Here is a 14,853-nt window from a genome sequence, read left to right on the forward strand (position 1 = left end):
GAACCGTCGCCAACCGCCTTTCCAGAACAGGTGCACGATGCCTTCATCGATCTCCACATTGAGCGATGTCCATATCCTGGTCGTCGACGATCAACCCGACCAGTTGCGTTTGCTGATCGACATCCTGCGCGGCACGGGTTGCCGGATCAGCATCGCGTCCGACGGCATGCAGGCGTGCCAGCGTGCGCAGGCGCTGTTGCCCGACCTGATCCTGATGGATGTCCGCATGCCGCGGATGGACGGTTTCACCGCGTGCCGGCTGCTCGCCGCGGATCCCGCCACGCGCGCGATTCCGGTGATTTTCCTGACCGTGGCCGGCGAATTGCACGAACGCCTCGAAGGGCTGGAAATCGGCGGCGTCGACTATGTGGTGAAGCCGTTCGAGCCGGCGGAAGTGGTCGCCCGGATTCGCGTGCAGCTCGCGCGGACCACCCGTGAACAGCCCGCCGGCACGGAGCCGGCACACAGCCCGTTCGCGGCCGGCAAGGACGACGACATCATCGTGCGCGCGGCGATCCGGCACCTGTCGCGCACCTTGAACGATCCGCCGACCGTGGAGCAACTGGCGCGCGCGGTCGGCACGCATGAAAAGCGGCTGTCGCGCGCGTTTCGCGACAATCTCGGGCAGACGGTGTTCGAGTACCTGCGGCACGAACGGCTGCGGATCGCGCAGGATCTGCTGGATTCGACGTCGCTCAGCATTGCAAGCATCGCGAAGGAAATCGGCTTTTCCACGCCGGCCAATTTCGCGACGGCCTTTCGCGAACGCTTCGGCGTCACGCCGACCGAGTGGCGGCGCCAGCACCAGGCGCGCTCGCGCGCCGCGACCCGCGAGCCGCAACGCGGCGCGTAGGCACGGCCGGCACGCTCGCGCTCACCAGTTGTATTTTGCGCTGCCGAGCACGGTCCGCTCGTTGCCGAACACGCATACGGCGTACGACTGGCAGCCGCTGACGTAGCGCCGGTCGAACAGGTTCGCGACGTTCAGCGCGAAGCGCCAGTGCGGCATGTCGTAATGCAGCGCCAGGTCATACAACGTCGCGCTCGGCACCGTCAGCGAGTTGTCGGGCGCACCGGCCGATGCGCTCTGGTACCGCACGCCGCCGCCGATTCCGAGCCCCGTCAGCGCGCCCGTGCGCCAGGTCCAGTCGGCCCACATCGACGCCATCTGCCGCGGCAGCGGCACGGAGACGGGCCAGTTGTTCAGCGACGCATCGTTCGCCTGCACGTTCTTGACGTCCTGGTACGCATACGACGCGACGATCGACAGTTCGCGCGTCACCTTGCCGACCGCGCTCAGCTCGATGCCGCGCGAGCGCACCTTGCCGGTCTGCACGGACGTCGTGCCGGTCGGGTCGAGATTCACCGGCGTCGGCGTCACGACGTTGGTCTGGTCGATCCGGTAGACGGCCGCGCTCAGCATCAGGTTTTTGCCGGGCGGCTGCCAGCGCAGCCCCGCTTCGGTCTGCGCGCCGCGCGTCGGTTTCGCCAGGCCGCCGCCGAACATCCGCACGCCGACGACCGGATCGAACGACGTCGAATAGCTCACGTACGGCGACAACCCGGCATCGCCCTGATAGGTCAGCCCGACGCGCCCGGAGAACGCACTGACGTCCTGCTGCGCCTGTGTGCCGGCCGTCCGGTCGTCGAAGCGGGCATTCACGAAGTCTTCGCGTCCGCCGAGTGTCAGCGTCCAGCGCCGCCAGCGGATCTGGTCCTGCGCGTAGACACCGAACGCGTTCATCGCCGTGTACTGGTCGATATGGCCGAGCGACGTCGGCCCGGAGAAGATCGCGGCCGTCACGGGCCGGTACACGGGGTGGTACAAGTTGAGCGACGGCGCCAGCGCCAGCCACACGCTGTCGGTCGTCGTCTGCCGGTCGAACTGCAGGCCGAACAGCAGCGTGTGCTCGAGCGGCCCCGTGCCGAAGCGCGCCTGCGCGTGATTGTCGATGTCGAGCCGGCTGTAGTTGAGCTGGAACAGCCCCGCGAACCGCATCATGTTCGTCGTGCTGCGCGGCGCGAAGCCATTGCCGAACACCGTTGCATCGTCGAGCGACAGGTGCGACCAGCGCACGTCCTGATGCAATGTCCAGATCGCATTCACGCGATGCTCCAGCGCGTAGCCGAGCGACCATTGCTTCTTGCGGTAGTCGTTGAACGACGGGTCGCCCATGTAGATGTCCTGCGACAGGCGTCCGTTCGGGTTCGGCAATACGGTGCCCGACGCCGGCAGGAAGTTCGACGAGATGTCGCCGCTGTCCTGCAGGAACGTCGCGGAGACCGTCAGCGACGTGTCGGCATTCGGCCGCCAGCGGAACGACGGCGCCAGCGCGACGCGCCGGTCGCCGTTCGGGCCCGTCACCGCGTTGCCGTCGCGCCCGATGCCGACGAACCGGTACGCGTACCGGCCGGCCGGGTCGAGTGTGTCACCGACATCGAGCATGGCCTGCTTGCGCGCATCGTTGCCGATCTGCACGCCGGCCTCGCGCACGCGTTCGCCGTCGGCGAGCTTCGTATGTGCGTCGACGATCGCGCCGGGCTCGCCCGCGCCGTACAGCACCGACGTCGGCCCGCGCAGCACCGCGATCGAGTCGATCGTGTACGGATCGACGCGCCAGTTCGCGATCACGGCCGTATTCGGCGCGGCGAGGCCGTCGACGTACAACGTCGGCGTAAAGCCGCGCAGCGCCGCATACCAGTCGGTCCGGCTGTCGGCGCCGAACGTCGAGAAGCCGGGCACGTAGCGCAGCGCCTGGTTCAGGTCGGCCGCGCCGGTCATCTCGATCTGCTGCACGGTCACGATGTTGATCGTTTGCGGGATCTCGTCGATCGGCGTGTCGGTCTTGGTGCCGGTTGCGGTACGCTGCCCGACGAGCCCGACGGACGAGGCGTGGGCCGGCCCTCGCACGTCGATGGCCGGCAGCACGGCCACCGCCGTGCCCGGCGCCGATGCCTGCGCATGCGCAGCGCCCGCGGCGGCCACGCACAACGCGCCGCCCGCCGCGATCATCGTCGCGTGCCGCCCCGCTCCCCTGTCGGTCCACATTGTCTCGATACTCCGTCGTGCTGGGTTGGCCGGTTCGGCCGAATCGACGGGCCGCGTGCCGCCGCGTCCGTCCGATGGTGTCGTGATTGCCGTGCCGGCGAAGGCGGTGACGCGTGGATCGGACCGCACTGGCCGACTGCATCGTTCGCGAGCGCAGCGATCATACCGGCCGAACGTGGCGCGGTCTTTAAAAAAGAATTCGGATCGACGACCGCCGCGGCATGCAGATTGCTCGTCACCGGAACCGCATCAGGAACCCGGCACAGCCGGGCATCGACGTGACACGCATATCCGGCAGGATTCGCATCGGCATTTCGGGCTGGCGCTACCCAGGCTGGCGACGCACGTTCTACCCGGCCGGCCTGAAGCAGGCCGGCGAGCTGCGCTATGCATCGGGTCGACTGCAGACGATCGAAATCAACGGCACGCACTACAGCTTGCAGGCACCTGACAGCTGGCGGCGCTGGTATGCCGACACGCCGCCCGGGTTCGTGTTCAGCGTGAAAGGCTCGCGCTACCTGACGCACATGCTGCGCTTTCACGGCGAAACGGCCACGATCGCGTGCGCGAATTTTTTCGCTCAGGGGCTGTTCGCGCTGAAGGACAAGCTCGGGCCGCTGCTGTGGCAATTCCCGCCGTCGCTGCGTTTCGATCCGGCGCACATGGAACGCTTCCTGAGCTTGCTTCCGCCCGACACGGAAGCGGCGCTCGCGCTCGCCCGGCGGCACGATGCGCGCGTGCGCGAGCCGTATCTGCAGATCGACCGCAAGCGAGCGTTGCGCCACGCGGTGGAAGTACGGCACGACAGCTTCGTGGACCCGGCGTTCGTAAAGCTGCTGCGCCGCTACAAGGTCGCGCTCGTCGTGTCGGATTCGACCGAGGCGTGGCCGCAGTTCGAGGATCTGAGCGCGCGGTTCGTCTACATGCGGCTGCACGGCACCGAAACGAAGTATTCGGGCGAATACGCCGATGCGGCGCTCGAACGATGGGCGCGCAGAATCGAAGCGTGGAGCCGGGGCGCGCAGCCCGACGACGCGCGTCTCGCCGCACCGGGCCTGCAACCGCCGCGTGCAAGGACGCGCGACGTGTACTGCTATTTCGACAACGACACGAAAACGCAGGCGCCGTTCGACGCCGGGCGGCTGATGGCGCGGCTCGGGCTGCACGCGCACGCTGCGGCGCCGGAATGAAATACCCGACGAGCGACGCCTCGGGAACGCCGTCAGGTTCCGTAAGGCCAGGCGCGCAATATGCTCCTGCCCTCGCGGATCGTGCCATTCGTCGCGCCTCGCCGCGTAAGCGGTAAATTTTGCACGACCGGCAGTCGGCGCCATGGCGCCAACACGACAAGGAGAAGAACGATGACCCTGCTTATCTATCTGGTCGGATGGATCATTTTCATCGGCGGCGTCGCCTGGGGTTTGATGACGCTGCACGTCTCTCAGCACATCATCGAGATCGTGGCCGTCATCCTGTTCGGCATCGCGGTCATCACGGGTGCGACGCGCGCCCGGAATCGCGACCGGTCGTAGCGCGACGCGGCGCGTGACGGCGCTCGCCAGATAGTAGGCAACGCGCGCGTTCTTTGCATGAGTGGCGACAGGTGCGCTACGCTCGATTCGGCCCTGTCTCGTGGGCCAAAATTTAAGCGCTTAAACACACTGAAGCCGACCCCGTGTCCGACGGGGTCCATGACATGGAGGAAGACGATGAACAGACGATCGATGCTGCGCTGGAGCATCGCGAGCGCGGCGCTTGCCTGCCTCGACCTGGCCGGCCCGCTGGCCGCCTTCGCACGACCCGCGCCGCGCGATGCGGCGGCCGGCGCGCTCGCGATGGGGGCCGACATCTCGACGTTGCCGGAACTCGAAGCGCATGGCGCGACCTTCTTCGACCGGGACGGCGCGCCGCGCGACTGCCTGAAGATTCTCCGCGCGCACGGCGTCGATTCGATCCGGATCAAGGTCTGGAACGATCCCGGCAATCCGGATTTCTTCCCGGCGAACCAGAGCGCCGCGGCGGGCTACAACAATACCGCGCACGTCGTCGCACTCGCGCAGCGCGCGGCCGCGCTCGGGATGCGCATCCTGATCGACTTCCACTACAGCGACTGGTGGGCCGACCCCGGCAAGCAATATCCTCCGCATGCATGGGCCGGCAAGAGCCTGGCCGAAACCTGCGCGCTGCTGTCGGCGTACACGACCGACGTGCTGCGCCGGCTGCAGCGCGCCGGCGTGCACCCCGAGTGGGTGCAGATCGGCAACGAGATCACGGGCGGCATGCTGTGGCCGCTCGGCCGCTACGACCAGTGGGACAACCTCGCGCAGTTGCTGAAGACCGGTCATGACGCGGTGAAGGCCGTCGATCCGCGCATCAAGGTGATGCTGCACATCGACAGCGGCGGCGACAACGGCAAGAGCCGCTGGTGGTTCGACAGCGCGACGCAGCGCGGCGTCGCGTTCGACGTGATCGGCCTGTCGTATTACCCGCAATGGCAAGGCTCGCTCGACGATTTGCGCAGCAATGCGAACGATCTCGCGGTGCGCTACGACAAGGAGCTGATCGTCGTCGAAACCGCGTATCCGTGGACCACCAGCGACGGCGATTCGGAGCCGAACTCGATGACCAACACCGGATCGACGACCTTTCCACCGTCGCCGGCCGGCCAGGCGCAATTCCTCGGGGCGGTCGTCGATATCGTGAAGGGCGTGCCGGGCAATCGAGGCAAGGGCGTGTTCTGGTGGGAACCGGAATGGATCCCGACGCCGGGGGTCGGCTGGAAGCTCGGCGCGGGCGACCAGTGGGACAACAACACACTGTTCGATTTCCACGGTCACGCGTTGCCGTCGCTCGACGCCTTCCGGCAGCGCTGACGCGTCACGGCATGCGCCGCTTTACCGCACCGGCGCATGCCGCGTCAGTGCGGTGAATCGAAGCCGCGGCGCGCGCCACGCGTGCCGCTCCCACCGCCTGCGTCGCCCCGCCCGCCGTACGCATCCACGGCGAGCAGCACGCACGCCACGAGCGCGAGCCCGCAGCATCCGGCGAACGTCGTGCGATAGCCGAACAGGTCGACGCACGCGCCCGACAGCACACCCGATGCGATCGAGCCGACCCGCGCGGTACTGAAGAACATCGCGGTCGCGGTGCCAGGGCGCGTCGGCATCAGGTCGCAGACGCGCGTCATCCCGAGGCACGACGTGATCGCGACCACGCATGCGCTCAGCAGTTGCAGCGGCAGGATCAGGTTCACGCGCGTCACCGCCGCGAGGCCGATGAAATACGTCGCATGCACGAGCGCGCACGCGGTCAGCCAGCGCGCCTTGTCGAGGCGCGTCGAGCGGATGCCGAGCCACAGCATCATCGGAATCTCGAGCAGCGCGGCCAGCCCGAGCGCGGCCGATACGTTCGCCGGCGTGCCGCCGAGCGCACGCACGATATAGAGCGGCAGCACGATCATCGTCGCGTTCGCCGCGAGGCCGATCAGCGTGAGCGCGACGAGGGTGCGCAGCACGCTGGCGCGCGGCGCGACGACGATCTCCGCACGCACTTCGTCAGGCGGCGGCGCGGCGCGGTCAATGGCTCGCACGTGAACGGCCGCGTGCCACCGCCCCTGCTCCGGAATCCGCGCGACGATCGCCGCGCAGGCGACGAAGCCCGCGGAAGCCGCAAGAAATAGCCCGGTAAAGGCCGTCTGCGCGAGAATCAGCGCACCGAGCGCGGGACCGAACACCCACGCGATCGACAGCATCGTGCGCAGCGCGGCCGATGCAAGCTCGCGCTGCGCATCGTCGGCGACGGGCAGCACCGCGCGCGCGAACGAGAAGATCTGCGACAGCGACACGGCGCCCGCGCCGAGCAGGATCGTGCCGGCGGCGATCATCGGCCCATGCGCGCGCAGCACGCACAGCAGCGCGAAGCCGAACGCGGCAGCCGCGAGCGACAACACGAGCAGCGGCCGGTGCCGCTCGCGTCGGTCCGACCAGCGCCCGGCCCACGTGCTCGCGACGACGCCGCTCGCCGCGATCAGCGTCATGAAGATGCCGGCGAGAAACGGCGACATCCCCGCCGCTTCCACACCGAACAGCGACAGGTACGGCGCCGTAAACGACATCACGATGCCGAGCATCAGCGCCGCCGCGGACAGCGGCACGAAGTGCTCGATCCCGGCCAGGCGCGCGAAATGCAGGCGCAGCGACCGCAACGATTGCATCACGTCAGTCCGGTTCGACCCAGGCGGCGACATCCACCGCGCCGAGGTCGCGGCTGCCCAGCACGAAGCGCGCGCCGCCCGGCGCGGGCAGCATGCACGGCGTGTCACCATAGTTGAACGCGAACGTGACGCGCCCGCGCCGACGCAACCGTACGCCGTCCGGCAGCGCGCGCACCTGCAACCCGGCATCGTGTGCGCAGCGGGCAATGATCGCGCGCAACAGCGCGCGGTCGAAACAGGCAGTCGCCATCGTCACATGACCGCGCCGCACGACTGCCGGCACACCATCGTCGCACGCGGCGAGCACGTCGACGCCCGGTGCCGCTTCCCTGTCGATGTGATCGCGCCATTTCAGCGCATGGCCGTCGACGCCATCGAACGAGACACGCGGCGCGAGCGACGGCCGCAACGACTCGACCTGACCGATCCGCACCGGCAGCACGTCGCGCAGTTTGCCCGGTGCGAGACCCGGCGCGATTGCGAATTCCGCGGTACGCGAACCCGTGCGCGGCCCGAACAGCCAGTGCGCGCGTCCGCTTCCAGCCTGCTCCACGATCCGATCCGTGACGACCGGCAGCGTCGGCGCGACGACGAGCGCATAACGCGACAGGTCGGCGCCCGCCGCGACGATGTCGACGTCGAGGCCCAACTCGCGCAGCGCGCGATACCAGTCGAACGCGTGCTGCTGATAGTCGAAATCGGCACCGTGCGGCTGGATCCGGATCATCCAGTCGGCCTCGTAGTCGAACAGCAGCGCCACGCGGGCCGTGTCGCGCTCGCTGACGACGAGCGCCGGATCGAGCGCGGCGATTTCGCGTGCGACGCGCGCGACTTCATGACCGCCCGGCGCCAGCCGGTCGTCCGGCGCGTTGAGCCCCGAATGCAGTTGCTCCTGCGCATGCGGATACTGCCGCCAGCGGAAGTACGACACGAGCTCCGCGCCGTGCGCGAACGCCTCCCACGTCCACAGCCGCACCGCGCCCGCGTGCGGCACCGGGTTGTACGGCCCCCAGTTGACGGGCCCCGCCTGTTGCTCCATCACCCACATGCGGCCGTTGCCGACCCCGCGATACAGGTCGTGCGAGAACGCCGATACGTCAGGATGCCCGGTGCGGGCCCAGCGTCGCTTGTCCGCTTCGTCGAACGGCAGCACTTCGGTACGCGGCACCGGATAGCTGTCCCACGCGGCGACATCGAGGCCGCCGCGCGCGAACACGTAGTGATCGAACTCCGTGAAAAAACCCATGAAGTTGTGCAGCACGTCGCGGCCCGGCGCGTGCGGACGGATCGCGTCGACCTGCGCGGCATGAAACCGCGCGACCTCGTCCGACTGATAGCGCCGGAAGTCGAGCAGGTGCGCGGGATTCGCGTCGGTCGGCGTATGACGCGGCAGTTCGATCTCGTCGAAGCCGCGATATTCCATGCTCCAGAATACGTTGCCCCATGCGCGGTTCAGCGCACCGATGTCGCCATAACGCGCGGCGAGCCATGCACGGAAGCCTTCGAGCGCGGCCCGCGTATAGCTCGGCAGCGTGTTGTGGCAGCCGAGTTCGTTGTCGGTCTGCCACGCGATTACCGCCGGATGCGCGCCGTAGCGCCGCGCCATCGCGTCGGCAATGCGCACGCAGTGCTCGCGATACACGGGGCTCGCGATGTCGTAATGGCGGCGCGAGCCGAATTGCCATACCGCGCCGTCCGCGCCCACCGGCAGAATCTCAGGATGACGATCGACGAGCCACTTCGGCGGCGCGGCGGTCGGCGTGCCGAGCACGATCTTCAACTGCTGGCGCGCGAGCGTGTCGATCGCGTCGTCGAGCCAGGCCCAGTCGTAACGGCCGGGCTCCGGCTCCATCCGGCTCCACGCGAATTCGGCGATCCGCACGCGCGTCAGGCCCAGTTCGGCCATGCGCTGTGCATCGCGCTCCCATTGTTCGCGCGGCCAGTGTTCGGGGTAGTAGCAAACGCCGAGGTGCATCGTGGATTCCTTGCTGAAGAAAGAGGATGGGACAGATCAGCCCTTCGTCGCGCCGAACGTGAGCCCCGCGACGAAGTGCTTCTGCATCGCGAAGAACATCGCGACCGACGGCAGCGCGGCGAGCACCGAGCCGGCCGACACGAAGTTCCAGGCGGTCGTCCACTGCCCTTTGAGCGCGGCGACGCCGACGGTGATCGGCGCCGCGTCGTCGCCTTGCGTGAGGCACAGTGCCCAGAAGTAGTCGTTCCACACGAACGTGAACACGAGGATCGCGAGCGCCGCCAGCGCGGGCCGCACGAGCGGCAGCACGACGCGCCAGTAGATCGCCCACTCGGACGCGCCTTCGACGCGCGCGGCCTCGATCAGCTCGAACGGCAGTTCGCGGATGAAATTGCGCAGGAACAGCGTGCAGAAGCCGGTCTGGAACGCGGTATGGAACAGCACGAGCGCCCACACGGTGTTGTACAGGCCGACGCCGAGCATGATCTGCCGCACCGGAATCATCAGGATCTGGATCGGCACGAAGTTGCCGGCGACGAACAGCCCGAGCAGCGCGAGGTTGCCGCGGAACCGGTAGTTCGCGAGCGCGTGCCCGGCGAGCGACGCGAGCAGGATCGACGCGGCGACCGACGGCACCGTGATCAGGAGGCTGTTCGCGAAGTAATGCAGCATCGGCGTCTGCGTGAGCGCGGCGCCATAGTTGTCGAGCAGCGCGAACTGCTTCGGCCAGCTCCAGTAATGACCGGCCATGATCTCGTCGGTCGAGCGGATCGACGTGACGAGCACCGCGAGCAGCGGCACGAGCCACAGCGCGAGCGCGCACGGCAGCGACAGCCGGTACAGCAGGCGGGCGGGACGTCCCCAGCGGGACACGGGCATCGGGTACATGTTGGTTATCCTTACGACTCGACGCGCACCAGCTTGCGCAGCTGCCACACGATATAGACGAGCATGATCGCGAACAGCACGACGGCGATCGCGGCCGAATAGCCTTCGCGGTAGTACTTGATCGCCTGGTCGACCATGAAGTACGCGAGCACGGTCGAGCTGTCGAACGGGCCGCCGCCCGTCATCACCGAAATCAGGTCGAAGCTGCGCAGCGCGCCGATCACGGTCAGCACCACCGCCATGAAGGTCGCGGGCCGCAGTTGCGGCAGGATCACGTGCCACAGCAGCGTGAAGCCGCGCGCGCCTTCCATCCGTGCCGCTTCGACGATCTCGCCGTTGATGCCGGTGAGCCCGGTCAGGTACAGGATCATGCAGAACGGGATCTGCGGCCACAGCGCGGCGGCGATCACGCCGTAGGTCGCATAGCGCGGATCGCCGAGCACCGGGATCCCGTGCCCGACGATCAGCTTCAGCAGCCCGAACGTCGGGTCGTAGAACCACGAGAACACGAGACCGACCACGACGCCCGGCAGCACGAACGGTGCGAAGAACAGCGACTTCACGAGCCGGATGCCGAACACGTTCTGGTTCAGGTACAGCGCGAGCGCGAGGCCGAGCGGCGGCGCGGCGAGGAACAGCACGAGCCACAGCACGTTGTTCTTCAGCGCGACGTAGAACGTGTCGGACTGCAGCAGCTCGCGATAGTTGTCGAGCCCGGCGAACGTCATCGGCGTCATGCCGTCCCACTGATGGAAGCTCAGCCAGATGCTGCTGACGATCGGATACAGCACGAACACGGTGAATAGCGTGAAACCCGGCAGCACGAACCACAGGGCCGCGCGGTTGCGCCGCCGCGCGAGCGACGCGCGCACGGGCCGCCGTGGGCCGGCATCGCGGCGCGCGGCGCTTTCGGACAGGCTGGTTGACATGAGATGGCCTTCGATGAAACGAACGTGACGGTGACGACGCAGCGCCGGACCGACATCCTCGCCGGCCCGGGCGCGCGGCGCATTACTTGCGGTAGATGCGCTTGCGGGTCTGCTCGAGGCGCTGCAGGATCTCATCGAGCTGCGTCGGGTCGGACAGGAACTGCTGCATCGCCTTCATCCCCTCATCGGCCATTTCCTTCGTCATGTCGCGGTCGTAGAACTGCGCGATCCCGCCCGGCGTCGTCGCCAGCGTATGGAAGCCGATCTTCGAGATCGGATCCTGCGGCTCGGGCGCCTTGTTGTTCGACGGCAGCTGCCCCATTCCCTTCGCGAACTCGCCGCTGATCGCCGGTTGCCCCATGAATGCGAGGAAGCGTCGCGCATCGGCCTTGTTGTGTGCCTTCGCGGGGACGATCAGCACGTTGACCGGTCCGTCCTCGGCGAGCGGCACCGACGCGTCGATCACCGGGAAGCGGAAGAAGCTGATCGGGTTGCGCGTCGCGCTCAGCAGTCCTGCCGAATACCAGGTGCCCATCAGCGTCATCGCGGCCTGACCGTTGACGATCAGCGGGCTCAGCGAATCGACGTCGTAGGACAGCGCGTTGTCGATGAAATACTTGTCGTCGATCAGCTTCTTCCATGCCGCATACACGGCCCGCACGCGCGGATCGGTATAGGCGACGTCGCCGGCCATCAGCTTCTGGTGGAACGCATAGCCGTTGATCCGCAGGTCGAGGTAGTCGAACCACGCAGCGAGCGTCCACGCATCGCGCGCGGCCACCGCGATCGGCGCGATGCCGGCCGCCTTCAGCTTGCGGCACGCATCCAGAAACTGCGGCCAGTCGGCCGGCTCGCCGTGAATGCCGGCCTTCTCGAACAGGTCCTTGCGATAGAACAACCCGTACGCGTCATAGCCGAGCGGCAGACTATAGAGCTTGCCGCCGTAAGTCGACGACTGCTTGACGGACGCATACGTATCGGTCCAGCCGTTCTTCTGCCAGTCCGCGCTCAGGTCCTCGATCAGCCCGCGCTTCGCGAAATACGCGAGCCGCTCGCCGTTGTTCCAGCTCAGCACGTCGGGCGGATCGGTCGCGAGCCAGCCGGACATCTGCACCTTGTACGCCTCCTCGCCGACGTAGCTGACCTTCAGGTCGATGTCCGGATTCGCCTTGTGGAACTGGTCGAACGCTGCCTGCCACGTCGCGCGCTGGTTGCCGCGCGCGGCGACGTTCACTTTCAGCGTGCCCGCATCGGCCGTGCCCGCGGCGCACGCCGCGGCAGTCGTCAGGGCAAGCAGCAGTCGGCTCGCACGAAGTCTCATCGTTGTCTCCTGGTATTGGTGTGTTGAATGCCGCGTCGCACGCGGCGGGTCGGCATGGCGCCGCTACGCGAACGCCGCTTCGGCGTGAACGGCCGGCAACGCGATGCCGGCTTCGTCGAACAGGTGGCAGCTCGACGGCTGCACGCAAAACGCGTGGCGCTCGCCGCGCCGCAACGCGGCCTGCCCCGGCAGTTTCGCGAGCAGCGACGCACCGGCGGGCTGGTCGAGATGCACGTACGCGGCTTCGCCGAGCTGCTCGACGAGCGCGATGTCGCGGACGATCGACGGCAAGCCGGCATCGCCGGACGTCGCGACCGTCAGGTGCTCGGGACGAATCCCCAGCGTCACGCGCGCCCCGCGACCGACGTGGCGCGGCAACGGTCGATCGCGCAGCGTCAGCGTTTCGCCGGTGCCTTCCAGCGTCAGCCGGCAGCCATCAGCATCGCTCGCGTCGACGACGGCTGGCAGAAAGTTCATCCGCGGCGAGCCGATGAAGCCGGCGACGAAGCGGTTGGCCGGCCGGTGATACAGCTCGAGCGGCGCACCGGCCTGCGCGATGCTGCCGAAACGCGCGACGTCGTCGCCCGCATGCAGCAGCACGATCCGGTCGGCGAGCGTCATCGCCTCGATCTGGTCGTGCGTGACGTAGACCGAACTCGATTGCGTGAAGCGCGCGTGCAGCCGCGCGATTTCGACGCGCGTCTGGCCGCGCAGCGTCGCGTCGAGGTTCGACAGCGGCTCGTCGAACAGGAACACGCGCGGCTCGCGCACGATCGCGCGGCCGATCGCGACGCGCTGGCGCTGCCCGCCGGACAGTGCCTTCGGCTTGCGATCGAGCAGCGCTTCAAGCTGCAGCACGCGCGCGGCCTCGGTCACGCGGCGGCGGACCTCGTCCTTCGGCGTGCCGGCGATCCGCAGCCCGAAACCGATGTTGTCGAACACGGTCATGTGCGGAAACAGCGCGTAGCTCTGGAACACCATCGCGACGCCGCGCTCCGCGGGCGGTGTGTCGTTCATCCGCGCGCCGCCGATCCGCAGCTCGCCCTCGGTCACGTCCTCGAGACCGGCGATCATCCGCAACAGCGTGGATTTTCCGCAGCCCGACGGACCGAGAAACACGCAGAATTCGTGCGACGCGATCTCGAGATTCACGTCGCGCAGCACCGGCGCATGGTCGCCGTAGCGCTTCGATACTTCCTTCAATGAAATGGCGGTCATCGCGCTCTCCTCTCGCCTGTCACACGCATCGGAGCGGAAAATTTAAACGCTTAAATTTTGATGGCGCAATTCGCCCGGTTCGCCGTACCATGTCGTCTCCTTCCTCTGATGTGTCGAGAAATTAGCGTATCGGCTGTCCCTGTGCAACTTGTGGGACACACTCCCAGAATATGAGCAGACACCCTCCCGCTTCCCTTCCGCTGCCCCCTGCCAACAGGCCGCTCGGAGGCCGCGCATGGTGACGCTCGCGCAAGTCGCACAGCGCGCGAACGTCACGGCGGCGACCGTCTCGAATGTGCTGCGCAATCCTCAGAAGGTGAAGCCGGCGACCGTCGAACGCGTGATGGCGGCGATCCGCGAACTCGGCTATCGGCCGAACCTGACCGCACGCGCACTCGCGGAGGGCCGTACGTCGACGCTCGCGCTGATGCTGTCGAACATCACGAACCCGTTCTACCCGGAGTTCGTGCTGGCCGCCGAACGCGAGGCGCGCAAGCGCGGCCATTACCTGCTCGTCTCCAATACCGACGACGATCCGGCGATCACGCGCAACTACCTCGAGCGGATCGCGGGGACGCTCGCGGCCGGCGCGATCGTGATGAACACCGATCTCGCCGAAGCGGAGCTCGCCGACATCGCGCGGCACGGCGCATCGATCGTGCTCTGCATGTGGGAACACGTGCATGCATCGCGTACGTTGCCGTGCGTGACCGTCGATTTCGCGGCGGCGGGCGCGCTGGCGGCCGCGCATCTGTCCGGACTGCGGCATCGCGCGTTCGGCGCGCTCGTCGGCAAGGGGTCGGGCGGTCCGCAGTCGGTGCGGCTGCGCGGTTTCGCCGACGAACTCGCGGCCCGCGGCCATCCGGCCGACGCGCTGACGACCGTGTCGACGCACGATTCGATCGAAGGCGGCTACGAAGCGGCCGCCGCGCTGCTGCGCGAGAAACCCGGCCTCACCGCGCTATTCGCGACCAACGACCTGATGGCGATCGGCGCGATGCAGGCGGCCGCCGATCTCGGGCTGCGCGTGCCGGCCGATCTGTCGGTGGTCGGCATGACCGATATCCAGCTCGCGCACCAGTTCCGCCCCGCGCTGACGACCGTGCGGTTCCCGACGGCGCAGATCGCCGCGCGGGCGATCGCGCTGACGCTCGATATGATCGACGGGATCGAGCCGGCCGCGGCCGTGCATACGATCGGCTCGCCCGAGCTCGTCGTGCGAGAGTCGACCGGAACGGCGCCGGACTGACGGTTCGATAT

12 protein-coding genes are annotated in these 14,853 nt (G+C 67.7%); 5 read left to right on the forward strand and 7 right to left on the reverse strand.

Annotation, left to right across the window (positions count from 1 at the left end; genetic code table 11):
• Positions 1–37: 37 nt before the first annotated feature.
• Complete coding sequence (locus tag DIE03_RS05690; RefSeq protein ID WP_124448329.1) at positions 38–853, forward strand: response regulator; 816 nt, start codon at positions 38–40, stop codon at positions 851–853.
• A gap of 21 nt (positions 854–874) precedes the next feature.
• Here DIE03_RS05690 and DIE03_RS05695 read toward each other — a convergent pair whose 3' ends face one another.
• Positions 875–3,049, reverse strand: coding sequence for a TonB-dependent siderophore receptor (locus DIE03_RS05695; protein ID WP_124448331.1), 2,175 nt, complete (start codon positions 3,047–3,049; stop codon positions 875–877).
• 278 nt (positions 3,050–3,327) lie between these two features.
• Between DIE03_RS05695 and DIE03_RS05700 the strand changes: the two genes are divergently transcribed.
• From DIE03_RS05700 to DIE03_RS05705, 3 genes are all read left to right on the forward strand, one after another.
• Entirely contained in the window at positions 3,328–4,239 is a 912-nt protein-coding gene (locus DIE03_RS05700) for a DUF72 domain-containing protein (protein WP_124448841.1), read from the forward strand.
• A 171-nt stretch (positions 4,240–4,410) separates the two neighbouring features.
• On the forward strand, positions 4,411–4,581 hold the full coding sequence (locus tag DIE03_RS38140) for a hypothetical protein (RefSeq protein WP_006397039.1): 171 nt from the start codon (positions 4,411–4,413) through the stop codon (positions 4,579–4,581).
• A 177-nt stretch (positions 4,582–4,758) separates the two neighbouring features.
• Positions 4,759–5,922 (forward strand): arabinogalactan endo-1,4-beta-galactosidase, encoded by a 1,164-nt coding sequence (locus DIE03_RS05705; protein WP_124448333.1) that lies wholly within the window; start codon positions 4,759–4,761, stop codon positions 5,920–5,922.
• Between the two features lie 44 nt (positions 5,923–5,966).
• Here the strand turns inward: DIE03_RS05705 and DIE03_RS05710 are convergent, their stop codons facing one another.
• From DIE03_RS05710 to DIE03_RS05735, 6 genes are all read right to left on the reverse strand, one after another.
• Positions 5,967–7,262 carry a sugar efflux transporter gene (locus DIE03_RS05710; RefSeq protein ID WP_124448335.1) on the reverse strand — a complete coding sequence of 432 codons (1,296 nt, stop codon included), beginning with the start codon at positions 7,260–7,262 and terminating at the stop codon, positions 5,967–5,969.
• A 4-nt stretch (positions 7,263–7,266) separates the two neighbouring features.
• Entirely contained in the window at positions 7,267–9,237 is a 1,971-nt protein-coding gene (locus DIE03_RS05715; protein ID WP_124448337.1) for a beta-galactosidase, read from the reverse strand.
• 36 nt (positions 9,238–9,273) lie between these two features.
• Positions 9,274–10,125: a carbohydrate ABC transporter permease gene (locus DIE03_RS05720; protein ID WP_124448339.1), complete on the reverse strand. Its 852-nt coding sequence runs from the start codon at positions 10,123–10,125 to the stop codon at positions 9,274–9,276.
• 11 nt (positions 10,126–10,136) lie between these two features.
• Positions 10,137–11,054: a carbohydrate ABC transporter permease gene (locus tag DIE03_RS05725; protein ID WP_124448341.1), complete on the reverse strand. Its 918-nt coding sequence runs from the start codon at positions 11,052–11,054 to the stop codon at positions 10,137–10,139.
• Positions 11,055–11,136: 82 nt separating this feature from the next.
• Positions 11,137–12,375, reverse strand: coding sequence for an ABC transporter substrate-binding protein (locus DIE03_RS05730; protein WP_124448343.1), 1,239 nt, complete (start codon positions 12,373–12,375; stop codon positions 11,137–11,139).
• 63 nt (positions 12,376–12,438) lie between these two features.
• Entirely contained in the window at positions 12,439–13,593 is a 1,155-nt protein-coding gene (locus tag DIE03_RS05735; RefSeq protein ID WP_124448345.1) for an ABC transporter ATP-binding protein, read from the reverse strand.
• 235 nt (positions 13,594–13,828) lie between these two features.
• On the opposite strand from DIE03_RS05735, the gene DIE03_RS05740 reads away from it, so the two are divergent.
• Entirely contained in the window at positions 13,829–14,842 is a 1,014-nt protein-coding gene (locus tag DIE03_RS05740) for a LacI family DNA-binding transcriptional regulator (RefSeq protein ID WP_124448347.1), read from the forward strand.
• The last annotated feature ends 11 nt before the right edge of the window (positions 14,843–14,853 follow it).

Source organism: Burkholderia sp. Bp8992 (assembly GCF_003853705.1).
Lineage (GTDB): Bacteria > Pseudomonadota > Gammaproteobacteria > Burkholderiales > Burkholderiaceae > Burkholderia.

Bases quoted from the DNA above. Each gene is read 5' to 3' on its own strand.
- DIE03_RS05690 (WP_124448329.1), top strand. From the start codon at position 38: ATGCCTTCATCGATCTCCACATTGAGCGATGTCCATATCCTGGTCGTC.
- DIE03_RS05695 (WP_124448331.1), bottom strand. From the start codon at position 3,049: ATGTGGACCGACAGGGGAGCGGGGCGGCACGCGACGATGATCGCGGCG.
- DIE03_RS38140 (WP_006397039.1), top strand. From the start codon at position 4,411: ATGACCCTGCTTATCTATCTGGTCGGATGGATCATTTTCATCGGCGGC.
- DIE03_RS05705 (WP_124448333.1), top strand. From the start codon at position 4,759: ATGAACAGACGATCGATGCTGCGCTGGAGCATCGCGAGCGCGGCGCTT.
- DIE03_RS05710 (WP_124448335.1), bottom strand. From the start codon at position 7,262: ATGCAATCGTTGCGGTCGCTGCGCCTGCATTTCGCGCGCCTGGCCGGG.
- DIE03_RS05715 (WP_124448337.1), bottom strand. From the start codon at position 9,237: ATGCACCTCGGCGTTTGCTACTACCCCGAACACTGGCCGCGCGAACAA.
- DIE03_RS05720 (WP_124448339.1), bottom strand. From the start codon at position 10,125: ATGTACCCGATGCCCGTGTCCCGCTGGGGACGTCCCGCCCGCCTGCTG.
- DIE03_RS05725 (WP_124448341.1), bottom strand. From the start codon at position 11,054: ATGTCAACCAGCCTGTCCGAAAGCGCCGCGCGCCGCGATGCCGGCCCA.
- DIE03_RS05730 (WP_124448343.1), bottom strand. From the start codon at position 12,375: ATGAGACTTCGTGCGAGCCGACTGCTGCTTGCCCTGACGACTGCCGCG.
- DIE03_RS05735 (WP_124448345.1), bottom strand. From the start codon at position 13,593: ATGACCGCCATTTCATTGAAGGAAGTATCGAAGCGCTACGGCGACCAT.
- DIE03_RS05740 (WP_124448347.1), top strand. From the start codon at position 13,829: ATGGTGACGCTCGCGCAAGTCGCACAGCGCGCGAACGTCACGGCGGCG.